Genomic DNA, 20,694 nt, shown 5'->3' with positions numbered 1-20,694 from the left:
TCGTGGAAAGGAGCAAGAGAGCGTGCATGGCCAGCGTATGCCGGAGGGCCTGACTTTCTACCACCCGGGCCTTGCACCCGGGTGGCACGACAGCATTACTCAGCCGGTTTCTTCAGCTTCGGATTCGGGAAGAACTGCACCGTCTGTACCTTGGCCGGCGCAGCTTTCGGCGCCAGGTGATTAACCCGGGTGCCAAGCTCCTTGGGCACCGAAAGCCCCTGCTCGTTGAGGGTATCGGTGAAACCACAGGCAACACACTCGCGGTGCGGGGTGTCGTCTTCGCTCCACATCATCAGCTTGTCAGGCTCGCTGCACGCCGGGCATACCGCCCCGGCAATGAAGCGTTTCTTGGTCTTGTTCACAGCAACCTCGCTCATGCTGCAGCGCTCTCGGTGAGGCCACTGTGGCGCAGCAACGCATCGATGGAAGGCTCACGCCCACGGAAGTCGACAAACAGCTCCATTGGCTCGCGCGAACCACCACGGGCCAGGATCGCCTCACGGAACGCGCGGCCAGTTTCGGCATTCAGCACGCCTTCTTCCTCGAAACGCGAGAAGGCGTCGGCCGACAGCACTTCGGCCCACTTGTAGCTGTAGTAGCCGGCTGCGTAACCGCCCGCGAAAATGTGCGCAAAGCTGTTGGGGAAGCGGTTGTACGCCGGCGGGCGCATCACCGACACCTCATCGCGTACGCCTTCGAGCACCTGCAGCACGCTGCGGCCGTCGCCATGGGTGGCATGCAGTTCGAAGTCGAACAGCGAGAACTCCAGCTGGCGCACCATCATCATGCCCGACTGGAAGTTCTTTGCCGCCAGCATCTTGTCCAGCAGGTCCTGGGGCAGGGGGGCGCCGGTTTCGTAGTGGGCGGAGATCAGCGCCAGGCCTTCGGGCTCCCAGCACCAGTTTTCCATGAACTGGCTCGGCAGCTCGACCGCGTCCCAGGCCACGCCGTTGATGCCGGAGACACCGGCATGCTCGATGCGGGTCAGCATGTGGTGCAGGCCATGGCCGAACTCGTGGAACAGGGTGGTGACTTCATCGTGGGTCAGCAGCGCCGGCTTGCCAGGTGCGGCCGGGGTGAAGTTGCACACCAGGTTGGCCACCGGGCTCTGCAACTCGCCAGCGGCAGTGCGGCGACGGTCACGGGCGCCGTCCATCCAGGCGCCGCCGCGCTTGTTGGCGCGGGCGTACAGGTCGAAGAAGAAGCGGCCGACGTGCTGGCCGTTTTCCTTGATCTCGAACAGACGCACGTCCGGGTGCCAGCTGTCGAAGCCTTTGAGCTCAGCGATTTCGATGCCGTACAGGCGCTGCACGATGCTGAACAGGCCGCTCAGCACCTTGTCGATCGGGAAGTAAGCACGCAGGGCTTCCTGCGACACGCTGTAGCGTTGCTCGCGCAGTTTTTCGCCAAAGTAGCCGGCGTCCCAGCTGGCCAGCTCAGGGCAACCTTGTTCGGCGGCGTAGGCCTTCAGTTGCTCCAGGTCCTGGGCGGCAAACGGCTTGGACCGCTTGGCCAGGTCACGCAGGAAGTTCAGCACCTGGTCGCTGGACTCGGCCATCTTGGTGGCCAGGCTCAGCTCGGCGTAGTTCTTGTAGCCCAACAGTTCGGCCAGCTCCTGGCGCAGGCCGAGAATTTCCTGCATCACCGGGCCGTTGTCGAACTGGCCGGCGTTCGGGCCCTGGTCCGAGGCGCGGGTGCAGTAGGCGGCGTACAGCTCTTCGCGCAGGGCGCGGTCGCTGGCGTAGGTCATGACTGCGTAGTAGCTGGGGAATTCCAGGGTGATCAGCCAGCCGTCGAGGCCCTTGGCCTGGGCAGCGGCGGCCATCTGCGCCTTGGCCGAGTCGGTCAGGCCAGCCAGCGCGGCTTCGTCGGTGACGTGCTTGGTCCAGGCCTGGGTAGCATCGAGCAGCTGGTTGGAGAAGCGGCTACCCAGCTCGCTGAGCTTGCTCTGCACTTCGGCGTAACGCTGCTGCTTGTCTGCCGGCAGGTCGATACCCGACAGGCGGAAGTCACGCAGGGCGTGCTCGAGGATAGTCTTTTGCGCCACGTCGAAACCGGCGGCTTCGGGGCTGTCGATCAAAGCCTGGTAGGCGTCGAACAGCGCACGGTTCTGACCCAGTTCGGTAGAGTAGGCGCTCAACGCCGGCAGGCACGACTCATAGGCCTCGCGCAGTTCAGCGCTGTTGCACACCGCATTCAGGTGGCTGACCGGGCTCCAGGCAGCACCCAGGCGGTCGTTCAGTTCATCCATGGCCAGTACCAGGCCAGCCCAGGAGGGGTTCTTGCCCTGCTTGTCGAGGATCTCGGCAATGGCTTTACGGTTGTCGGCCAGGATCGCTTCGATCGCCGGCAACACGTGTTCGGCACGGATTTGCGAGAAGGGCGGCAGATCGTGGGATTGCAGAAGCGGGTTGTTCGCAGTCACGGTTTGGATACCTTGGCAGAAGAAACACTGCCCCATCTTAATTACAATCGACGCCGACCGCAGCAGGCAGCCTGCCTATCGGCACAGATGAGAGACGCTATCATGGCCATCCGAAGCTTCCAGCAACACACTCCGAAAGTTGGACTACGTGCCTTCGTCGACCGATCGGCGGTGGTGCTGGGCGACGTGGAGATCGGTGAAGACAGCTCGGTCTGGCCGTTGACGGTGGTGCGCGGCGACATGCACCGCATCCGCATCGGCGCACGCACCAGCGTGCAGGATGGCAGCGTGCTACACATCACCCATGCCGGCCCTTTCAACCCGGACGGCTTCCCGCTGATCATCGGCGACGAAGTGACCATCGGCCACAAAGTGATGCTGCACGGCTGCACCCTGGGCAACCGCATCCTGGTCGGCATGGGCAGCACCATCATGGACGGCGCCATCGTCGAGGACGAAGTGATCATTGGCGCCGGCAGCCTGGTGCCGCCCGGCAAACGCCTGGTCAGTGGCTACCTGTACATGGGCAGCCCGGTGAAACAGGCCCGGCTGCTGAACGACAACGAGCGCGCATTCTTCTCCTACAGCGCCGGCAACTACGTGAAGCTCAAGGACCAGCACTTGGCCGAAGGCTACGACCAACCGGAATGATCCCGATTACCGAGACGAACATGCACCAGCAAAACATCCTTTTCGACCTCGACGGCACCCTGACCGACCCACGCCTGGGCATCACCCGCTCGATCCAGTACGCCCTGGCCAAGCTGGGTATCGATGAACCGGACCTGGCCCGCCTGGAGCACTTCATTGGCCCACCCTTGCTGCAAGCCTTCATGCAGTTTTACGGCTTCGACGAAGCCAAGGCCTGGGAGGCGGTGAACTTCTACCGGGAGCGTTTCCGCGTCACCGGCCTGTACGAGAACCTGGTGTTCCAGGGTGTGCCGGAATTGCTTGAAGCCCTGAACGGGCAAGGCCGCACGCTGTACATCGCCACCTCCAAACCCTGGGAGTTCGCCCGCGAAATCGCCCGGCACTTCGCCTTCGACCACCACTTCAAGGTGATCTACGGCAGCGAACTGGACGGCACCCGTACCAACAAGGTCGAGCTGATTCGCCACCTGCTGGACGAAGAAGGGCTGGACCCGGCACAGACGCTGATGATCGGCGACCGCAAGCATGACCTGATTGGCGCGCGCAGCAATGGCTTGCAGGCCGTGGCAGTAGGGTATGGGTTTGGTAGCCAGGAGGAGTTGATGGCGGAAGAACCGGCCTACCACTTTGCTACCTTGGCCGAGATGCATCAGGCATTTCTCAAGGCTTGATGGCCATTGGGGCTACTTTGCAGCCCATCGCGACACAAGGCCGCTCCTACAGGAGGTGCGCGATCCCTTGTAGGAGCGGCCTTGTGTCGCGATGGGCCGCAACGCGGCCCCAAAATCTCACTGGTTAACCATCATGCGCTGCAACGCCGCCTTCCTGTCAGCAATCGGCAACCGCCCCAGTTGCTCGACCCGCTCATAAAACCGCCCCCAATCCCCGCCCACCTCGCGGAACAGCGCCGCAAACGCCGGCACCCACTGGTCATAAAGCCCGAACGGCAACAACTTGGCATTGTTCAGCGGCCCATACATCCAGGCGTCATAGCGCTTGTCTCCGCCCCACTGGCCATCACGCACCTGCCGGTACTCGCGCCTCAAGCGCTCGAACTCGGCCCGCTTGGCCTGCCGCTTGTGCGCTTCATCCAGTGGGCCTGCATAGATCGCCTGCAGCCGCTCACGGCTGGCCAGCACCAGCCGGATGAACTGCTCACGCTGCTGTCCCTGATCCCCACCAGTCGCGGCAAGCCCACGCGCCACGCGCCATTGCCGCGTGCCTTCCTGCTCGACGAAGGAGGCAAACGACTCGTTGAACTCGGTGTCGTTCTGCACATAAAAGCGCTGGTGAGCCAGCTCATGGAAGATCAGCGTGGCCACGCGCTCGTCGCCCCAGCCCACCATCGAAGAAAGAATCGGGTCATCGAACCACCCCAGCGTCGAATACGCCTCCACACCGCCAACGTACACATCCAGCCCGTCTTGCCGCATCAGCGCCGCCGCCCCACGTGCCGCGCCTTGCTGGTAGTAGCCGCGATACGCCACGCACCCCGCGATCGGGAAGCAGTGCGTAACAGGCTGCAACGACAACTCGGGCGTGGCGAAGACATTCCACACCACATAAGGCCGGCCAATGTCGGCGTAAACCCGGTAGCTGCGGTTATCCGGCAGTTTCAGCTGCTGGCTGGCGAACACCCGCGCCTGTTCAGCGTGTGCCAGGTGCGATCGTAATTGCGCGGGCGTCGCCGGGTCGGCTATCACCTGCGCGACAGGCTGCCGCGCACGCAGCAATTGCCACTGGCCCTCAGCCAACTGCCCATAGTAGGCAACGCTGCTGCAACCGTTCAGCAGGAGCGCGGCCAACAGGGGAACCAAACGAATGAAAACGCGGTCGAGTGCCCCAGGGCCTGAGCGCTGCATAAGAAAAAGTCGAAGCATCCGGGACTGTCTGACTCGCTCAAGGCCGATTCGCTCCAAGACTATCTCGCCAAGGGGGAGTTTCGCCATGCGTGCATTGTTGGTCGCCGGCTCACTGTTGCTACTTTCCGCCTGTTCAACGTTGCCAGACCCGGACCCGAACCAGGCCTGGATCGACCTCACCCCCTACGACAACACGTCGCTGCACGCCGTGCAGGTCGACGAACGAGAGTGGGTCGACAGCCGCTATTTTGAGGTACCACCTGGCAGCCACGAGCTGACCGTGCGCTACCAGTTCCCAGTTACACCCAGCAACATCGGCCCGGTCGATGAGCCGCTGTGGCGCGATTGCCAGGTCAAGCTGACCTTCAAGGACTTCAGCGCCGGGCAGCGCTACCAGCTGCAAGCCGGCAGCATTGGTTTCCGCCCCTGGATCAAGCTCTACGACCAGCAGCAAAAACTGCTCGGCCAAGGCCTGCCTGCAGGCTGCCAACGCACCTGAACCCCGCAAACGGCGCTATGCTTGTACCTTGTACATCGCAAGTGGGAGTCTTGCCATGCGCCAGCCCATGATGCTGATCGCCCTCAGTGCACTGGGGGCTTGCGCCAGCCCCTTGCCGCCCGTCGACCCCAAGCAGGCCTGGGTCGACCTCTACACCATGACCCCCGGCCGGGTGATCATGGCCGACCGCCTTGACGGAAAACGCCTGGAGGATGGCCGTTACTTCCAGGTAACGCCCGGCAAGCACGAACTGGTGGTGCGCTTCGATTATGAAATCTACTCCGGCGGCATCATGAGCGAGCCCCGGGACCGCACCTGCTACCTGACCGTGCGCTTTGACAACTTCAAGGCCGGCGAGCGCTATCGCCTGGAGGCACGGGCTCCGGTGATGGAGCCGCAAGTGCTGCTGTACGACGCCAGCCGCAAGGTGCTGGTGAACGAGCCTAGCGAAGTGTTCTGTATTCCGTGAAAGCCGGGGCTGCCAGGCAGCCCCGGGCCTGAAAGCTACTGGTCATTCTTCTGGTAGATGATCTTCTTCGACCCGCCATCGCAGGTCCCGACCACCATATTCTGGTCCTTGACCTCGCTGTTGGGCACGATCTCCAAGGTGTAGGACGGCACGCCCTGCGCCTGGATCTTGGCCTCGATCTCGGCTTTCAGCTCCTCGCACGGTTTCACTGCCGCCAACGTGGAGGTGGCGAGCAGGGAAGCCAACACGGCGATTGCTACGCGAATCATGGAACGGCTCCTGAAGAGGCAGCGTGCTGCCGACGCTGTTTAGACTACAGCAAACCGCCACCGTTGCGCCGCTTCAGCCAACCAGCGCGGCATCCAGGCTGATCTTCGCGTTCAGCACCTTGGACACCGGGCACCCTTCCTTGGCCTTGTTGGCTATCTCCAGAAACTGCGCTTCGCTTGCACCAGGCACCTTCGCCCTGAGCACCAGGTGCACGGCGGTAATGGCAAACCCATCGGGCAGCTTGTCGAGCGTCACTTCGGCAGCGGTGTCGATCCGGTCGGCCGTAAGCCCGGCTTCGCCCAGCATCATCGACAATGCCATCGAAAAACAGCCCGCATGCGCCGCACCAATCAACTCTTCCGGGTTGGTGCCCGGCGAGCCTTCAAAACGGGTATTGAAGCCGTAAGGGTTCTGCTTGAGCGCGCCGCTTTCGGTAGAAAGCAGGCCGGTGCCGTCCTTCAGGCCACCTTGCCAGATCGCCGATGCTGTCTTTTTCATGCTGCCTCCTGGTCTTTCGGTTACGTGCTTATGGGTTCAGAGGCCAGCCGCCTACGGCAAGTTCAGACCAATCTCACAGCAAGCATTGAATCCCCCGAATATGCCCATACAGAGATCAAAAGGCCTCTGGCCAACCACCTTTGCGGAGGCTCCAATGACGCAGCTGCGTGACCTGAAGATTTCCACCCTCGACCTGGTGCCCGTGCGCGCCGACGCCGGCCCCGCGCAGTCGCTGCGCAATTCGCTGGACCTGGCGCAACACGTCGAGCGCTTTGGCTACAACCGCTTCTGGGTGGCCGAGCACCACAACATGGACGGCATCGCCAGTTCGGCCACCTCGGTGCTGATCGGTTACCTGGCCGGGGGGACGTCGACCATTCGCGTGGGCTCAGGTGGGGTGATGCTGCCCAACCATGCGCCACTGGTGATCGCCGAGCAGTTTGGCACCCTGGCCAGCCTGTACCCCGGGCGAATCGACCTGGGCCTGGGCCGTGCGCCAGGTTCCGACCAGATGACGGCTTACGCCTTGCGCCGCGACCGCGCCGGTGGCCCGGACGACTTCCCGGACGATGTCGAGGAGCTGTCGCGCTACCTCGGCCCACGCACCGATGATCAAAAAGTGATCGCCGTACCGGGGCATGACACCGAGGTACCCATGTGGTTGCTGGGTTCCAGCCTGTTCAGCGCCCAGCTGGCCGGGATGCGCGGCATGCCCTACGCCTTCGCCTCGCACTTCGCACCGCGCTACATGCACGAGGCCATCCGCGTTTACCGCAACCACTTCAAACCATCGACCACGCTGGACAAGCCGTATGTGATGCTGGGCATCCCCATGGTGGTGGCCGAAACCGATGAAAAGGCCGAGTACCTGGCTACCTCGGTATACCAGCGCATTCTGGCGCTGATTCGCGGGCAGAGCCTGATGCAAAAGCCGCCTGTGGAAAGCATGGATGGGTTGTGGCTGCCGCATGAGCGGGATGCTGTGGGCAGCTTCCTGGGCCTGGCGATGATTGGCAGCCCGCAGAAGATAAGGGCCAAGGTGGAGGTGCTGCTGGAGCAGACCGGGGCGGATGAGCTGATCTTTACCTGTGACCTGTATGAACATGCTGACCGGGTGAGGTCATATGAATTGCTGGCACAAGCACTGAAAACCGCGTGACCCTCTTCAAGGCAGGATTGCGCCCTCAGTTGTAGGAGCGGCCTTGTGTCGCGATAGGGCTGCGGAGCAGCCCCAGGGTATCAGCGCAGATGCACAAATTGTCGGGGCTGCTTTGCAGCCCTATCGCGACACAAGGCCGCTCCTACAGGTACAGCGCAACCTTTGGCCTTGTGCTCAGCACATTAGCCGCGGCGGTACACAATTTCCTTGGTACCGGCTTCGCAGCTACCAATCACCTTGCCCGCCGGATCGCCCTTGTTGACGATCTCCAGGGTGTACCCCTTCACGCCCTTGGCATCGAGCTTGGCCGCAATCTCCGCCTTCAGCTCTTCGCACGGCTTGCCCGCCGCCATGGCGCCGCCAGCCAGGGTCATCAGGCCCAGGGCCAGAATCAGTTTGTTCATCGATCGCTTTCCTTGTGCAGATGAAATCAGAAAGGGCGCCCGCCAAGGCGCCCCCTTCCTAAATACCCCATCAAGCCGGGATCATCTACCCCGGCGCAGCATCAGCTGTTGGCAATACGGAAACCGACTTTCAGCGTGACCTGGAAGTGCGCGGCCTTGTTATCGCGGATATGGCCACGGGTATCGACCACTTCGAACCACTCCAGGTGCTTGATGCTCTTGCCCGCTTCGGCCAGGGCATTGTTGATCGCCTCTTCAATGCTGGTAGGCGAAGACCCCACCAGTTCGATCTTCTTGTACGTGTGATGATCGGTCATGAGCGCTCTCCTTGGGTGACGGTGCTTTTTTAGACTAGCAGCCAGCCTAGCAGCGCAGGCCTGGTTTATCTGCGAGCCGTCACCCATGGCCAAAGTTCGATCGCACTTTCACGCATACCAACGGTCGCACTCCTTACAGCCCATACTGCAAAGGAGAGTCAACATGCACCGTAACTCGCTGCGTAAAACGTCCCTGGAAAGCATGGAAGCGGAGATCGAGAGCCTTCTGAAAAGCCTGGAGAACCTCAAGCACGATGCGTCGGAAGAGTCCCAGAAGTCGGTGAAGGCAATCCGCAGCAACGCTGAAAGTGCCCTTCGTCATTCGCGCAGCCTGCTGAGCGATGCCTACGAAGAGGTGAAACAGCGCACCCGCCAGACCGGCATCGCCACCCGCGACTACGCCCAGGAACACCCGTACACCACCGCTGGTGTGGCCATTGGCGCACTGGGCCTTCTGGCCGCTTACCTGATGTGCAAGCGTAACTAAGCGCTCTGCCGCGCCAATTCGGCACGTAGCCACTGCGCCAACTGCTCGGCGCGCCCGTCTGCGGCGCGCCTGGGCACCCACAACGCCAGCGCCGCCGGGGTAGGGGAAAAGCCCCACGGTGCACTCAAGCGGCCCGCACGCAGGTCATCAGCGACCAATGGCTGTGGCGCAATCGCCACGCCCAAACCCGCCACAGCGGCTTCCAGCAAGTAATACAGGTGCTCGAACGCCTGGCCATAGTGAATGGCTGCAGGGTCCAGCCTCTGTTCCAGCGCCCAGGTAGGCCAGGCCTGCGGGCGCGAGGTGGTGTGCAGCAGGGCTTCACCCAGCAACGCCTTGGCAGGCGCCCCCTGCAAGCGTTCAAAGCCGACGTAATGGGGGCTCACCACTGGCCCGATACGCTCCTCGGCCAGTACATACACCTGCATGTCCGCAGGCCACGGCGGCTCGGCATACACCAACAGCGCGTCCAGCCCGGGTCGTCGCGGGTCGAGGTCACCTTCACCCGCCGACAGGTGCAGGCGCAGCTCGGGCAAATCCGCCTGTAGCCGCCCCAGCCGCGGGATGAACCAGCGCGCCAGCAGGCTACCGGAGCATCCCAACACGAACGGCGCTTCGCTGACATCACGGCTGAGCTCGGCACACACGCTGCGCAGCCGGTCGAAGGCTTCGCCGCTGGCATCACGCAGGCGCACCCCGGCATCTGTGAGTTTGATGCCACGCCCGTCCTTGACGAACAGGGCCACGCCCAAGTGCTCTTCAAGCACCTTGATCTGCCGGCTGACGGCACCGTGGGTCACATGAAGGGCTTCGGCCGCCTGGCTGACGCTGTTAAACCGGGCGGTGGCTTCGAATGCCCGCAGTGCGTTGAGGGGAGGGAGGTCGTGGGCCATTTTACCTGTGAGTTTTTCTGACAAGTTTGCGCAATCTTATCGGTTTTCAGCCGGGCTTGCCGTGGTTAGAGTAAAGCCCATCTCTCATTCATTACGCCCTGGAGCGCCCCATGACCCAGTCCCAATACCGCCCCGGCCCCGACGCCAATGGCCTGTTCGGCTCGTTCGGCGGCCGCTACGTGGCCGAAACCCTGATGCCACTGGTGCTGGACCTGGCCCGCGAATACGAAGCGGCCAAGGCAGACCCCAAGTTCCTCGAAGAGCTGGCCTACTTCCAGCGCGACTACATCGGCCGCCCGAACCCGCTGTACTTCGCCGAGCGTCTGACCGAACACTGTGGCGGCGCCAAGATCTTCTTCAAGCGTGAAGAACTCAACCACACCGGCGCGCACAAGGTGAACAACTGCATCGGCCAGGTGCTGCTGGCCAAGCGCATGGGCAAGAAACGCCTGATCGCCGAAACCGGTGCCGGCATGCACGGCGTGGCCACCGCCACCGTTGCCGCCCGCTTCGGCCTGCCTTGCGTGATCTACATGGGCGCCACCGACATCGAGCGCCAGCAGGCCAACGTGTTCCGCATGAAACTGCTGGGCGCCGAGATCGTACCGGTCACGGCCGGCACCGGCACCCTGAAAGACGCCATGAACGAAGCCCTGCGCGACTGGGTCACCAACGTCGAAGACACCTTCTACCTGATCGGTACCGTGGCCGGCCCACACCCGTACCCGGCCATGGTCCGTGACTTCCAGTCGATCATCGGCAAGGAAACCCGCGCCCAGTTGCAAGAAAAGGAAGGCCGCCTGCCAGACAGCCTGGTTGCCTGCGTGGGAGGTGGTTCCAACGCCATGGGCCTGTTCCATGAATTCCTCGAAGAGCCAAGTGTGCAGATCATCGGCGTCGAAGCCGGTGGCCACGGCGTACACACCGACAAACACGCCGCCAGCCTGAACGGCGGTGTACCGGGCGTGCTGCACGGCAACCGCACCTACCTGCTGCAGGACGAAGACGGCCAGATCACCGACGCCCACTCGATTTCCGCAGGCCTGGACTACCCAGGCATCGGCCCTGAGCACGCCTACCTGCACGAAGTGAAGCGCGTCGAATACGTCAGCATCACCGACGACGAAGCGCTGGATGCGTTCCACGCCACCTGCCGCCTGGAAGGCATCATCCCGGCCCTGGAAAGCTCCCACGCCCTGGCCGAAGCGATCAAGCGCGCACCGAAGCTGCCCAAGGACCACCTGATGGTCGTGTGCCTGTCGGGCCGCGGCGACAAAGACATGCAAACCGTCATGAACCACATGGCCGCCCAGGAGAAACAGGCATGAGCCGTCTTGAACAACGCTTCGCCGAACTGAAGGCCGAAGGCCGTTCGGCACTGGTCACCTTCGTCACCGCAGGCGACCCGGGCTACGACGCCTCGCTGCAGATCCTCAAAGGCCTGCCGGCCGCCGGCGCCGACGTGATCGAACTGGGCATGCCGTTCACCGACCCGATGGCCGACGGCGTGGCCATCCAGCTGGCCACCCTGCGCGCCCTGGAAGCTGGCCAGACGCTGGCCAAGACCCTGCAGATGGTTCGCGAATTCCGTGTGGATAACCACACCACGCCGATCGTGCTGATGGGCTACTACAACCCGATCCACCGCTTTGGCGTGGAAAAGTTCGTGGCTGAAGCCAAGCAGGCCGGGGTCGATGGCCTGATCATCGTCGACCTGCCACCCGAGCACGACGCCGAACTGGCCACCCCGGCCCAGGCCGCCGGCATCGACTTCATCCGCCTGACCACCCCGACCACCGACGATGCGCGCCTGCCACGCGTACTGGAGCGCAGCTCCGGGTTCGTCTACTACGTGTCGGTGGCCGGTGTAACCGGTGCCGGCTCGGCGACCACTGAACACGTAACCGAGGCCATTGCCCGCCTGCGTCGGCATACCGATCTGCCGATCAGCGTTGGTTTCGGCATTCGTACGCCGGAGCAGGCCGCGAACATCGCCCGCTTGGCGGATGGTGTGGTGGTGGGGTCGGCGCTGGTCGACAAGATTGCTCAGGCCAAAAATGCCGATCAGGCAGTGAGTGATGTATTGAGCCTGTGCTCGGCATTGGCAGAAGGTGTGCGCGGCGCTCGTCGCTAGACCGCGTCGCCTGCTTCGCGGGTAAACCCGCTCCTACAGGTCAGCGCCGCCCTCAGGCCCTGTGATATCCCTGTAGGAGCGGGTTTACCCGCGAAGAGGCCGGCACAGGCAATACAAAGCTACCCACCAAATATCGACAGTTTCAAAGGCCGCACAGCCCCCATCCAGATCGCATGGTCCCGGTGATCCGCCAGCTCATCCCCGGTCAGCGGGTGCATGAACACCACCAACCCCTTGCGGTACAGTGCCAACCAAGGCAACACCACCCCGACAAATTCCGGCTCGAACGCCAGCTGGCAACTCCAGTCCGGGTGCGGCCCCACCGGCTTCTGGTGCATACGCCCCATGGTCACAGGGAACAGCCGCGCCGCCTCCTCACACAGCTCACGTGCCTGTTCCATCGTTGCCGCGTCGTAATAAACGTGTGCGTGATAACCCTTGATTCTTTGCACGATAACTCCCGATTACACCGCCATCAGCCACTGCGCTCCTGCTCCAGCCAGCTGACGAACCGCTCGATCAACGCCCCGCGCCGCTTGCGCGGTGGCAAAACCAGATAATAGCCCCGACTCGACGTCAGGCTCCCCTCTAATGGCCGACATAGCAAGCCTTGATCCACCAGTCCATCCACCAGGTGCCGCCAACCAATCGCCACACCCTGGCCGGCAATCGCCGCCTGGATCAGCAAGGTGTAGTTGTCAAAGCGCAACTGCCCCGCAGGTGGCGGGCTGGCCACGCCAAACCCGCGAAACACCCCCGCCCAATCAAACCAGCGGCTGGCCTGCTCGCCCTTCAAATGCAACAGGGGCAACTGCTGCAAAGCCACGGCTGACAAGGGTTTGCCATGGGTCAGCCGGGGGCTGCACACCGGGAACACTTCCTCATCGAACAGCCAGCGGCTTTCGCCCTGGTGGAAGCGCCCATCGCCAAACAGCACCGCCACATCGATGTCCGGCCGCAACATGCCCTGACTGCGCTCACCGGTCACCAGGCTCACATCCACCTGTGGATAAGCATCGTGAAAGCGCTGCAACCGGGGCATCAGCCAGAACGCGGCAAAGGCAAAGTCAGTGGCCACCTGCAGCACCTCGCGCTGGCCACGCCCGCTGGCTTGGGCAATGCCGTCATCCATCGCCTGCAATCCCTGATGCACCTGCTCGAACAGCACCTGTCCGGCTTCAGTCAGCTCGATGCCCCGGTAGATCCGGTCGAACAGGCGCGTGCCCAGCTGGGCTTCCAGGCGTTTCACCTGCTGGCTCACGGCCGGTTGTGTGGTACCCAGCTCCAGCGCGGCGGCAGTAAAGCTGCGCAAGCGCGCTGCCGCCTCGAACACGCGCAAGGTATCCAGTGACAGCTCGGCGAGGTGATCAAACATAAGCGCAGCTAATCCCAGTCATTGCCCGCCATGGGCTTTACCCATGTTAGCCACAGTCGCATCTTGGTAGGCAAGCGGTTCGCATAACCCTCAACGATGGAAGCCACCATGACGCGCCCGAATATCCTGTTCATCATGGCCGACCAGATGGCCGCACCTTTGCTGCCGATCTACGCCCCTTCGCCCATCCAGATGCCGCACCTGAGCCGCCTGGCCGAGCAGGCGGTGGTGTTCGACTCGGCCTACTGCAACAGCCCGCTGTGCGCGCCGTCGCGCTTCACCCTGGTCAGCGGCCAGCTGCCCAGCCGCATAGGCGCCTACGACAACGCCGCCGACTTTCCCGCAGACGTACCGACCTATGCCCACTACCTGCGCCGGCTGGGCTACCGCACAGCACTGTCGGGCAAGATGCACTTCTGCGGCCCGGACCAGCTGCACGGCTACGAAGAACGCCTGACCAGCGATATCTACCCCGCCGACTATGGCTGGGCGGTGAACTGGGATGAGCCGGATGTGCGCCCCAGCTGGTACCACAACATGTCCTCGGTGCTGCAGGCCGGCCCGTGCGTACGCACCAACCAGCTGGATTTCGACGAAGAGGTGGTGTTCAAGGCGCGCCAGTACCTGTACGACCATGTGCGCGAGAACGATGGCCGGCCGTTCTGCCTGACCGTGTCCATGACCCACCCGCACGACCCGTACACCATCCCCAAGCGCTACTGGGACCGCTACGAGGGTGTGGATATCCCCATGCCCCACGCCGGGTTCAGCCAGTCGGAACTCGACCCGCACTCGCAGCGCCTGCTCAAGGTCTACGACCTGTGGAACAAACCGCTGCCTGTGGAAAAGATCCGCGATGCCCGCCGCGCCTACTTCGGCGCCTGCAGCTACATCGACGACAACATCGGCCAGCTGTTGCAAACCCTGGAGGAATGCAACCTGGCAGACGATACCGTGATCGTGTTCTCCGGCGACCACGGCGACATGCTCGGCGAGCGTGGCCTCTGGTACAAAATGCACTGGTTCGAGATGTCGGCACGGGTGCCGTTGCTGGTTCATGCGCCGAAGCGCTTCGCAGCAAGCCGGGTCAGCGCCTCGGTCTCCACCTGCGACCTGTTGCCAACCCTGGTCGAACTCGCTGGCGGCGCTGTGGATAACCACCTGCATCTGGACGGCCACTCGCTGGTAAGCCACCTGCAAGGGCAGGGCGGCCATGACGAAGTGATCGGCGAATACATGGCCGAAGGCACCGTCGGCCCGCTGATGATGATCCGCCGTGGGCCGTACAAGTTCGTGTACAGCGAAGACGACCCATGCCTACTCTATGACCTGAGCCGCGACCCGCACGAGCGGGAGAACCTCACCGGCAGCCCGGACCATCAGGCGCTGCTGCAGGCATTGGTCGATGAAGCACAGCAGCGTTGGGATATCCCCAACCTGCGCCAGCAGGTGCTGGCCAGCCAGCGCCGCCGCCGCCTGGTGGCCGAAGCGCTGGCCATCGGCAAGCTGAAAAGCTGGGACCACCAACCCATGGTGGACGCCAGCCAACAGTACATGCGCAACCACATCGATCTCGACGACCTCGAGCGCAAGGCACGTTATCCACAGCCCGCACCCATGGATTGAGAAGAGAGGCCGCCATGCACAAGTTCTCCGCCGCCGTGTTCGCCCTGGCCCTGGGCGCCGCCACGGCCCACGCCGCCGACAGCGACGCGCAATGCAGCACCGTGAAAATGGCCGATCCAGGCTGGAGCGATATCGCTTCGACCAACGCCGTGGCCCGCCTGTTACTGGAAAGCCTGGGCTACCAGGTGAAAATCGACAGCCTGGCCGTACCGATCATCTACGGTGGCCTGAAGGACGGCCGTGTCGACGCCTTCCTCGGCAACTGGATGCCGGCACAGCAAGGCTTCCATGACAAGTTCATCGCCAACGGCGATGTGCAGCAGCTGTCGCGTAACCTGGAGGGAACAGAGTTCACGCTGGCGGTGCCCGACTATGTGTGGAATGCCGGGGTGAAAGACTTTGCCGACCTGCAGAAGCATGCCGACCAGTTCGACAAGAAGCTGTACGGCATCGGCTCCGGCGCACCGGCCAATCTGTCGCTGAAGGAAATCATCGACAAGAATGATTTCAACCTCGGCCAGTGGAAGCTGGTGGAGTCCAGCGAGCAGGCCATGCTGGCGCAGGTCGACCGGGCGGTGAAGAAGCAGCAGTTCATCACCTTCCTCGGCTGGACGCCGCACCCAATGAACGTGAAGCTGAAAATGCATTACCTGACCGGCGGGGAAAAGTGGTTCGGCAGCAAGGGCGAGGTGTATACGCTGACCCGCAAGGGTTATCCACAAGCCTGCCCGAATGCGGCGAAGCTGCTGGGTAACCTGAAGTTCACACTGGACATGGAAAACAGCATCATGGCCGAGGTTGTGGACAAGAAGATCAGCTTTGATGATGCGGCCAGGGCTTGGGTGAAGACGCATCCCGAGTTGCTGGATGGGTGGTTGGCTGGGGTCACTACCAAAGCCGATGGCAATGCCCTGGAGGCCGTCAAGGCCAAGCTGTAATCTCGCAAGCAACACACCCCCCCTGTGGGAGCGGGCAAGCCCGCGAACACCGGCGAAGCCGGTGCCATCCACCGCGGTGGCTTCTTCGCGGGCATGCCCGCTCCCACAGGGTTTGGCGAAACCTTAAGGATTGTGGATAACCCATGCATCGCATCATCCACCTGCTGCCCTTCCTCACCTGGCTCCCCCGCCAATCGGGCCGCAGCCTGCGCCAGGACCTGCTGGTGGGCCTGAGCGGTGCCATCCTCGCCCTGCCGCAATCCATCGCCTATGCCCTGATCGCCGGCCTGCCCGCCGAATACGGCCTGTACGCCGCCATTGTGCCAGTGCTGATCGCTTGTCTGTGGGGTTCATCCTGGCACCTGATCTGCGGCCCGACCGCCGCGATTTCCATCGTCCTCTATGCCAGCATCAGCCCGCTGGCCGTAGCGGGCAGCGCCGATTACATCACGCTGGTACTGCTTCTGACATTCCTCGGCGGCATCTTCCAGTTGCTGCTGGGGCTTTTGCGGTTTGGCGCGCTGGTCAATTTCGTTTCCCATTCGGTGGTGCTCGGTTTCACCCTGGGCGCCGCCATCGTCATCGCCTTGGGCCAACTGCCCAACCTGTTGGGCATGGACCTGCCCAGCCAGGCTACCGCGCTGAAAACCGTGCAGGATCTGGCCAGCCATGCTGGCGAAGTCGACCTGCCATCCCTGATATTGGGCCTGGCCACCGTGGTAATCGGCGTGGCGCTCAAACTTTGGCGTCCCCGCTGGCCGAGCCTGTTGATAAGCCTGATGCTGGTCAGCCTGGCTGCCTGGCTGCTGCCAGGCTTGTTTGGCCATGTGCCGCGAGTGACCGCGTTTACCGGACAACTTCCGCCCTTCAGCCCGCTGCCCTTGCTCGACGTGGAACTCATGCTGCGCCTGTTACCCAGCGCCGTGGCGGTGGGCATGCTGGGGCTGGTTACCAGCCTGTCGATAGCCCGCTCGTTGTCGGCACGTTCGGAACAGCTGATCGACCCTGACCAGGAAATACGGGCACAGGGCCTGTCGAACATTGCGGGGGCGTTTTTCTCCGGTTACCTGTCTGCCGGTTCCTTCACGCGCTCGGGCCTGAGTTATGAGGCCGGCGCCCGCTCGCCCATGGCCGGCGTTTTTTCGGCGCTGTGGGTGGCGTTATTTGCCGTTACCGGCGCCGGCCTGATCGCGCACCTGCCGATACCGGCCATGGCTGGCAGCATTTTGCTGATCTGCTGGGGATTGGTGGACCATCGGGGGATTCGTGCGCTGTTCCGGGTCAGCCGCTCGGAGTTTCTGGTGATGGCGCTGACGGCGGCGGCGACGTTGTTGCTGGAGTTGCAGACGGCGATCTATGCCGGGGTGCTGGCGTCGCTGTTCTTCTATTTGAAGCGCACGTCACGGCCACGGGTGCAGCAAAGCCGTGAAGGGGACGCGGATGTGTTGCGGGTGGGCGGGTCGATCTTCTTTGGTGCCGCGCATTACCTGCAAGTGCGCTTGCAGCGCTGCCAGGGACCGCATGTGGTGATCGATGCGCGGCAGGTGAATTTTATCGACTACTCGGGTGTGGATATGTTGCACCGCGAGGCGCGGCGGTTGATGCGCACAGGGGGGAGTTTGACCCTGCACCGGGCCAGGCCGCAGGTGATCGAGGAATTGCAGAAGCTGGAAGGGGTGGAATTTTGCCCGATCCGGTTTGAGGAGTGAGGCTTAAATTCTTGGGGCTGCTTTGCAGCCCCGACAATTTCAGCCCCGAGCCAGTTGCCGGCGCAGCTCCGCCAACACCGGCGCGGTATCTGGCCGAACGCCACGCCAGATAAAGAAAGCTTCAGCCGCCTGCTCCGCCAGCATCCCCAACCCGTCCAGCACCTTGGCCGCGCCCAGCTTGGTCGCCCACTGACAAAACGGCGTCGGCTCCTTGCCATACATCATGTCGTAGCAAACCGTGCGCCCCACCTCGACCAGGCTATCGGCAATCGGCGGCATTTCCCCGGCCAGGCTCGCCGAGGTTGCGTTGATGATCACATCCACCGGCTCCTGCAACCAGGCAAACCCGCTGGCCACCACCGGCCCCAGTTCATCGAACTCACGCGCCAGCTGCTCGGCCTTTTCCACTGTGCGGTTGGCGATTACCAGCGACTGCGGCTTGTGCGCCAGAATCGGCTCCAGCACGCCACGCACGGCGCCGCCAGCACCGAGGATGAGAATGCGCTTGCCGGCCAGCTCGACCCCGGCATTCACCGTCAGGTCGCGCACCAGGCCAGCGCCATCGGTGTTGTCGCCCTGCAACGTGCCGTCAGCCAGCTTGCTCAGTGTATTCACCGCCCCAGCGCGCTGTGCACGAGGGGTCAGGCTGTCGCACAGGCGGTAGGCCTCTTCCTTGAACGGCACCGTGACGTTGCCGCCACTGCCTTGCTTGAAGAAGCCGCGCGCGCAATCGCTGAACTCGTCCAGCGGTGCCAGCAGGGTGGCGTATTCCAGGTCCTGGCCGGTCTGCTCGGCGAACAGGCGGTGGATCAGCGGCGACTTGCTGTGGCCGATGGGGTTACCGAAAACGACGTACTGGTCCATGGCGGTTCCTTGGTTGTCCACAGGCTTACTGGCCAAGCCAGTCGCGGTCTTGCAGGAAGTACTCGGTCAGGCGCGCTTCTTCGCTGCCGGGCGCAGCCTTCCAGTCGTAGCCCCAACGTACCTGCGGCGGCAGCGACATGAGGATGGACTCGGTACGGCCACCCGACTGCAGGCCGAACAGGGTGCCACGGTCGTAGACCAGGTTGAACTCCACGTAGCGACCGCGACGATATTCCTGAAACTCGCGCTGCTGCGGGGTGTAGGGCGTGTCCTTGCGGCGCTGGATGATCGGCAGATAGGCGTTGACGTAGGCATCGCCGATGGCGCGGATGAAGGCGAAGCAGGTGTCGAAATCCCACTCGTTCAAGTCATCGAAGAACAGCCCGCCAATGCCGCGTGGCTCACCCCGGTGCTTGAGGTGGAAGTAGCGGTCGCACCAGGCCTTGTAGCGCGGGTACACGTCGGCGCCGAACGGCGCACAGGCCTGCTCGGCCACACGGTGCCAGTGGATGCAGTCTTCTTCATTGCCGTAATACGGGGTCAGGTCGAAGCCGCCGCCGAACCACCACACGGCCTCTTCACCTTCCTTTTCGGCAATGAAGAAGCGCACGTTGGCGTGGGAAGTAGGCACATGCGGGTTGTGCGGGTGAATCACCAGCGACACGCCCAAGGCCTCGAAGCCACGGCCCGCCAGCTCAGGGCGGTGGGCACTGGCCGAGGGCGGCAGACCCGCACCGAACACATGGGAAAAGTTGACCCCGCCTTTCTCGATCACCTTGCCGTCGCCGATCACCCGCGTGCGGCCCCCGCCACCGGCTTCGCGCACCCAGGCGTCCTCGACGAAGCGGGCGCCGCCGTCTTCTGTTTCGAGGGCAGAGCAGATGCGGTCTTGCAGGTCGAGCAGGTAGGCTTTCACGGCCTCGGTGCGGCTAGTCATCGGGTCACCAGGAACGGGCAGGGAAGAATTCGCCGCGTAGCATACCACCGCCAGCGCGCGCGCCGCAGTTGACGGCGATCAAGCAAAGGCGTCCGATAGAAGGCCTTTTCCCGATCCCGACGACAGGAGTGCGAGATGGCCAAGCGTATCCAGTTCAGCCAGCATGGCGGCCCGGAAGTGCTGCAGTTTGTGGAATTCGAACCCGCCCCACCGGGGCCGCAGCAGGTGCGCGTGCGTAACCATGCCATCGGCCTGAACTTCATCGATACCTACTTCCGCAGTGGGTTGTATGCGCCGCCGACCCTGCCTTCGGGCCTGGGCACCGAGGCCGCAGGTGTGGTCGAGGCCGTGGGCGAAGGCGTTACTCGGTTGAAGGTGGGTGACCGCGTGGCCCATGCCGGCGGCCCGCTGGGTGCGTACAGCGAGGTGCATACACTGCCGGAGGCCAACCTGGTCAAGCTGCCCGACAGCATCAGCTTCGAGCAGGCGGCGGCGGTGATGCTCAAGGGTTTGACCGTGCAGTACTTGCTGAAGCAGACCTATGAGGTGAAAGCGGGTGACGTGATCCTGTTCCACGCGGCAGCGGGTGGCGTGGGTTCGTTGGCGTGCCAGTGGACCAAGGCCTTGGGCGCCAAGCTTATCGGTACCGTGAGTTCTGCCGAAAAGGCCGAGCGGGCCAAGGCGCTGGGGGCGTGGGAAACCATCGACTACAGCCGTGAAGATGTCGCCAGGCGCGTGCTGGAGCTGACCGATGGCAAGAAATGCCCGGTGGTGTACGACGGCGTGGGCGCCGATACCTGGCTGACCTCACTGGATTGCCTGCAACCGCGCGGGTTGATGGTGAGCTTTGGCAATGCCTCGGGCGCGGTGAGCGGGGTGAACCTGGGGATTCTGGCGCAGAAGGGGTCGCTGTATGTCACCCGGCCTACCCTGGCGAGCTATGCCAACAATGCCGAGAACACCCAGGCCATGGCTGATGACCTGTTTGCGATGATTGCGAGTGGCAAGCTGGTTGTGGATATCCAGCAGCGGTATCCGCTGAGTGAGGCGGCCAAGGCGCAGACGGAGCTGTCGGCGCGCAGGACAGTGGGGTCGACTGTTCTAATCCCTTGAGCCAGACGCATTCCCTTGAATCCCAAAATGAGCTCCACGTACAGCGCGTGAGAAATAGGTCCCA

At 63.1% G+C, this 20,694-nt stretch carries 24 protein-coding genes; 12 read left to right on the top strand and 12 right to left on the bottom strand.

The window, feature by feature from the left end:
- Window positions 1-95: 95 nt before the first annotated feature.
- Window positions 96-377, bottom strand: coding sequence for a YheV family putative zinc ribbon protein (locus QQ992_RS00250; RefSeq protein WP_016712822.1), 282 nt, complete (start codon window positions 375-377; stop codon window positions 96-98).
- The gene (prlC, locus tag QQ992_RS00245; protein ID WP_286111885.1) at window positions 374-2,461 is read right to left on the bottom strand and encodes an oligopeptidase A; all 2,088 of its coding nucleotides are present in this window, start codon (window positions 2,459-2,461) and stop codon (window positions 374-376) included. The genes QQ992_RS00250 and prlC overlap by 4 nt, the downstream gene beginning before the upstream one ends.
- Before the next feature lie 66 nt (window positions 2,462-2,527).
- Between prlC and QQ992_RS00240 the strand changes: the two genes are divergently transcribed.
- Both QQ992_RS00240 and QQ992_RS00235 read left to right on the top strand, forming a co-directional pair.
- Complete coding sequence (locus QQ992_RS00240; protein WP_286111884.1) at window positions 2,528-3,076, top strand: gamma carbonic anhydrase family protein; 549 nt, start codon at window positions 2,528-2,530, stop codon at window positions 3,074-3,076.
- Window positions 3,077-3,096: 20 nt separating this feature from the next.
- Window positions 3,097-3,747 carry an HAD family hydrolase gene (locus QQ992_RS00235; RefSeq protein WP_198753353.1) on the top strand — a complete coding sequence of 217 codons (651 nt, stop codon included), beginning with the start codon at window positions 3,097-3,099 and terminating at the stop codon, window positions 3,745-3,747.
- Between the two features lie 117 nt (window positions 3,748-3,864).
- Here QQ992_RS00235 and QQ992_RS00230 read toward each other — a convergent pair whose 3' ends face one another.
- Window positions 3,865-4,938 carry an aminopeptidase gene (locus QQ992_RS00230; RefSeq protein ID WP_286111883.1) on the bottom strand — a complete coding sequence of 358 codons (1,074 nt, stop codon included), beginning with the start codon at window positions 4,936-4,938 and terminating at the stop codon, window positions 3,865-3,867.
- Between the two features lie 85 nt (window positions 4,939-5,023).
- On the opposite strand from QQ992_RS00230, the gene QQ992_RS00225 reads away from it, so the two are divergent.
- Complete coding sequence (locus tag QQ992_RS00225; RefSeq protein WP_286111882.1) at window positions 5,024-5,437, top strand: PA0061/PA0062 family lipoprotein; 414 nt, start codon at window positions 5,024-5,026, stop codon at window positions 5,435-5,437.
- 55 nt (window positions 5,438-5,492) lie between these two features.
- Window positions 5,493-5,906: a PA0061/PA0062 family lipoprotein gene (locus QQ992_RS00220; protein WP_105947085.1), complete on the top strand. Its 414-nt coding sequence runs from the start codon at window positions 5,493-5,495 to the stop codon at window positions 5,904-5,906.
- 35 nt (window positions 5,907-5,941) lie between these two features.
- On the opposite strand, the gene QQ992_RS00215 is transcribed toward QQ992_RS00220, so the two are convergent.
- Window positions 5,942-6,175: a DUF1161 domain-containing protein gene (locus tag QQ992_RS00215; RefSeq protein WP_286111881.1), complete on the bottom strand. Its 234-nt coding sequence runs from the start codon at window positions 6,173-6,175 to the stop codon at window positions 5,942-5,944.
- A gap of 73 nt (window positions 6,176-6,248) precedes the next feature.
- A complete protein-coding gene (locus QQ992_RS00210) occupies window positions 6,249-6,674 on the bottom strand; it encodes an OsmC family protein (protein ID WP_016712814.1) in 426 nt (141 codons plus the stop codon).
- 154 nt (window positions 6,675-6,828) lie between these two features.
- Here QQ992_RS00210 and QQ992_RS00205 point away from each other — a divergent pair, with 154 nt between their 5' ends.
- Window positions 6,829-7,833 carry an LLM class flavin-dependent oxidoreductase gene (locus QQ992_RS00205; protein WP_286111879.1) on the top strand — a complete coding sequence of 335 codons (1,005 nt, stop codon included), beginning with the start codon at window positions 6,829-6,831 and terminating at the stop codon, window positions 7,831-7,833.
- Between the two features lie 182 nt (window positions 7,834-8,015).
- Here QQ992_RS00205 and QQ992_RS00200 read toward each other — a convergent pair whose 3' ends face one another.
- Both QQ992_RS00200 and QQ992_RS00195 read right to left on the bottom strand, forming a co-directional pair.
- Entirely contained in the window at window positions 8,016-8,237 is a 222-nt protein-coding gene (locus tag QQ992_RS00200; protein ID WP_019098081.1) for a DUF1161 domain-containing protein, read from the bottom strand.
- Between the two features lie 101 nt (window positions 8,238-8,338).
- Complete coding sequence (locus tag QQ992_RS00195) at window positions 8,339-8,554, bottom strand: dodecin (RefSeq protein WP_003253076.1); 216 nt, start codon at window positions 8,552-8,554, stop codon at window positions 8,339-8,341.
- Between the two features lie 163 nt (window positions 8,555-8,717).
- Between QQ992_RS00195 and QQ992_RS00190 the strand changes: the two genes are divergently transcribed.
- Window positions 8,718-9,041, top strand: coding sequence for an ElaB/YgaM/YqjD family protein (locus QQ992_RS00190; protein ID WP_016712811.1), 324 nt, complete (start codon window positions 8,718-8,720; stop codon window positions 9,039-9,041).
- Here the strand turns inward: QQ992_RS00190 and QQ992_RS00185 are convergent.
- A complete protein-coding gene (locus QQ992_RS00185) occupies window positions 9,038-9,934 on the bottom strand; it encodes a LysR family transcriptional regulator (protein WP_286111878.1) in 897 nt (298 codons plus the stop codon). The genes QQ992_RS00190 and QQ992_RS00185 overlap by 4 nt on opposite strands.
- Before the next feature lie 110 nt (window positions 9,935-10,044).
- Here QQ992_RS00185 and trpB point away from each other — a divergent pair, with 110 nt between their 5' ends.
- Both trpB and trpA read left to right on the top strand, forming a co-directional pair.
- Window positions 10,045-11,262 carry a tryptophan synthase subunit beta gene (gene trpB, locus QQ992_RS00180; RefSeq protein ID WP_015268451.1) on the top strand — a complete coding sequence of 406 codons (1,218 nt, stop codon included), beginning with the start codon at window positions 10,045-10,047 and terminating at the stop codon, window positions 11,260-11,262.
- A complete protein-coding gene (trpA, locus tag QQ992_RS00175) occupies window positions 11,259-12,068 on the top strand; it encodes a tryptophan synthase subunit alpha (RefSeq protein WP_286111877.1) in 810 nt (269 codons plus the stop codon). The genes trpB and trpA overlap by 4 nt, the downstream gene beginning before the upstream one ends.
- A gap of 119 nt (window positions 12,069-12,187) precedes the next feature.
- Here the strand turns inward: trpA and QQ992_RS00170 are convergent, their stop codons facing one another.
- Both QQ992_RS00170 and QQ992_RS00165 read right to left on the bottom strand, forming a co-directional pair.
- Window positions 12,188-12,520 carry a DOPA 4,5-dioxygenase family protein gene (locus QQ992_RS00170; protein WP_016712807.1) on the bottom strand — a complete coding sequence of 111 codons (333 nt, stop codon included), beginning with the start codon at window positions 12,518-12,520 and terminating at the stop codon, window positions 12,188-12,190.
- A gap of 23 nt (window positions 12,521-12,543) precedes the next feature.
- Window positions 12,544-13,443: a choline sulfate utilization transcriptional regulator gene (locus QQ992_RS00165; protein ID WP_016712806.1), complete on the bottom strand. Its 900-nt coding sequence runs from the start codon at window positions 13,441-13,443 to the stop codon at window positions 12,544-12,546.
- Window positions 13,444-13,551: 108 nt separating this feature from the next.
- Here QQ992_RS00165 and betC point away from each other — a divergent pair, with 108 nt between their 5' ends.
- From betC to QQ992_RS00150, 3 genes are all read left to right on the top strand, one after another.
- Window positions 13,552-15,069 carry a choline-sulfatase gene (gene betC / locus QQ992_RS00160; protein ID WP_286111876.1) on the top strand — a complete coding sequence of 506 codons (1,518 nt, stop codon included), beginning with the start codon at window positions 13,552-13,554 and terminating at the stop codon, window positions 15,067-15,069.
- Window positions 15,070-15,083: 14 nt separating this feature from the next.
- Window positions 15,084-16,007 carry a choline ABC transporter substrate-binding protein gene (choX, locus tag QQ992_RS00155; protein WP_286111875.1) on the top strand — a complete coding sequence of 308 codons (924 nt, stop codon included), beginning with the start codon at window positions 15,084-15,086 and terminating at the stop codon, window positions 16,005-16,007.
- Window positions 16,008-16,150: 143 nt separating this feature from the next.
- Window positions 16,151-17,716, top strand: a complete 1,566-nt coding sequence (locus QQ992_RS00150; protein WP_286111874.1) for a SulP family inorganic anion transporter — start codon at window positions 16,151-16,153, stop codon at window positions 17,714-17,716.
- 39 nt (window positions 17,717-17,755) lie between these two features.
- Here QQ992_RS00150 and aroE read toward each other — a convergent pair whose 3' ends face one another.
- Window positions 17,756-18,580, bottom strand: coding sequence for a shikimate dehydrogenase (gene aroE, locus QQ992_RS00145; protein WP_286111873.1), 825 nt, complete (start codon window positions 18,578-18,580; stop codon window positions 17,756-17,758).
- Window positions 18,581-18,605: 25 nt separating this feature from the next.
- Window positions 18,606-19,517, bottom strand: coding sequence for an oxygen-dependent coproporphyrinogen oxidase (gene hemF, locus QQ992_RS00140; RefSeq protein WP_104833667.1), 912 nt, complete (start codon window positions 19,515-19,517; stop codon window positions 18,606-18,608).
- Between the two features lie 135 nt (window positions 19,518-19,652).
- On the opposite strand from hemF, the gene QQ992_RS00135 reads away from it, so the two are divergent.
- Window positions 19,653-20,630 (top strand): NADPH:quinone reductase, encoded by a 978-nt coding sequence (locus QQ992_RS00135; protein ID WP_286111872.1) that lies wholly within the window; start codon window positions 19,653-19,655, stop codon window positions 20,628-20,630.
- The last annotated feature ends 64 nt before the right edge of the window (window positions 20,631-20,694 follow it).

The organism is Pseudomonas kurunegalensis (assembly GCF_030291635.1).
Taxonomy (GTDB): domain Bacteria; phylum Pseudomonadota; class Gammaproteobacteria; order Pseudomonadales; family Pseudomonadaceae; genus Aquipseudomonas; species Aquipseudomonas monteilii.
Note: the sequence above shows the minus strand (reverse complement) of the source record. Positions and strands in the feature narration are given on the sequence as shown.

Excerpts from the sequence above, each read along its gene's own strand:
- QQ992_RS00250 (WP_016712822.1), bottom strand. The coding sequence starts at position 377 with ATGAGCGAGGTTGCTGTGAACAAGACCAAGAAACGCTTCATTGCCGGG.
- prlC (WP_286111885.1), bottom strand. The coding sequence starts at position 2,461 with ATGGGGCAGTGTTTCTTCTGCCAAGGTATCCAAACCGTGACTGCGAAC.
- QQ992_RS00240 (WP_286111884.1), top strand. The coding sequence starts at position 2,528 with ATGGCCATCCGAAGCTTCCAGCAACACACTCCGAAAGTTGGACTACGT.
- QQ992_RS00235 (WP_198753353.1), top strand. The coding sequence starts at position 3,097 with ATGCACCAGCAAAACATCCTTTTCGACCTCGACGGCACCCTGACCGAC.
- QQ992_RS00230 (WP_286111883.1), bottom strand. The coding sequence starts at position 4,938 with ATGCAGCGCTCAGGCCCTGGGGCACTCGACCGCGTTTTCATTCGTTTG.
- QQ992_RS00225 (WP_286111882.1), top strand. The coding sequence starts at position 5,024 with ATGCGTGCATTGTTGGTCGCCGGCTCACTGTTGCTACTTTCCGCCTGT.
- QQ992_RS00220 (WP_105947085.1), top strand. The coding sequence starts at position 5,493 with ATGCGCCAGCCCATGATGCTGATCGCCCTCAGTGCACTGGGGGCTTGC.
- QQ992_RS00215 (WP_286111881.1), bottom strand. The coding sequence starts at position 6,175 with ATGATTCGCGTAGCAATCGCCGTGTTGGCTTCCCTGCTCGCCACCTCC.
- QQ992_RS00210 (WP_016712814.1), bottom strand. The coding sequence starts at position 6,674 with ATGAAAAAGACAGCATCGGCGATCTGGCAAGGTGGCCTGAAGGACGGC.
- QQ992_RS00205 (WP_286111879.1), top strand. The coding sequence starts at position 6,829 with ATGACGCAGCTGCGTGACCTGAAGATTTCCACCCTCGACCTGGTGCCC.
- QQ992_RS00200 (WP_019098081.1), bottom strand. The coding sequence starts at position 8,237 with ATGAACAAACTGATTCTGGCCCTGGGCCTGATGACCCTGGCTGGCGGC.
- QQ992_RS00195 (WP_003253076.1), bottom strand. The coding sequence starts at position 8,554 with ATGACCGATCATCACACGTACAAGAAGATCGAACTGGTGGGGTCTTCG.
- QQ992_RS00190 (WP_016712811.1), top strand. The coding sequence starts at position 8,718 with ATGCACCGTAACTCGCTGCGTAAAACGTCCCTGGAAAGCATGGAAGCG.
- QQ992_RS00185 (WP_286111878.1), bottom strand. The coding sequence starts at position 9,934 with ATGGCCCACGACCTCCCTCCCCTCAACGCACTGCGGGCATTCGAAGCC.
- trpB (WP_015268451.1), top strand. The coding sequence starts at position 10,045 with ATGACCCAGTCCCAATACCGCCCCGGCCCCGACGCCAATGGCCTGTTC.
- trpA (WP_286111877.1), top strand. The coding sequence starts at position 11,259 with ATGAGCCGTCTTGAACAACGCTTCGCCGAACTGAAGGCCGAAGGCCGT.
- QQ992_RS00165 (WP_016712806.1), bottom strand. The coding sequence starts at position 13,443 with ATGTTTGATCACCTCGCCGAGCTGTCACTGGATACCTTGCGCGTGTTC.
- betC (WP_286111876.1), top strand. The coding sequence starts at position 13,552 with ATGACGCGCCCGAATATCCTGTTCATCATGGCCGACCAGATGGCCGCA.
- choX (WP_286111875.1), top strand. The coding sequence starts at position 15,084 with ATGCACAAGTTCTCCGCCGCCGTGTTCGCCCTGGCCCTGGGCGCCGCC.
- QQ992_RS00150 (WP_286111874.1), top strand. The coding sequence starts at position 16,151 with ATGCATCGCATCATCCACCTGCTGCCCTTCCTCACCTGGCTCCCCCGC.
- aroE (WP_286111873.1), bottom strand. The coding sequence starts at position 18,580 with ATGGACCAGTACGTCGTTTTCGGTAACCCCATCGGCCACAGCAAGTCG.
- hemF (WP_104833667.1), bottom strand. The coding sequence starts at position 19,517 with ATGACTAGCCGCACCGAGGCCGTGAAAGCCTACCTGCTCGACCTGCAA.
- QQ992_RS00135 (WP_286111872.1), top strand. The coding sequence starts at position 19,653 with ATGGCCAAGCGTATCCAGTTCAGCCAGCATGGCGGCCCGGAAGTGCTG.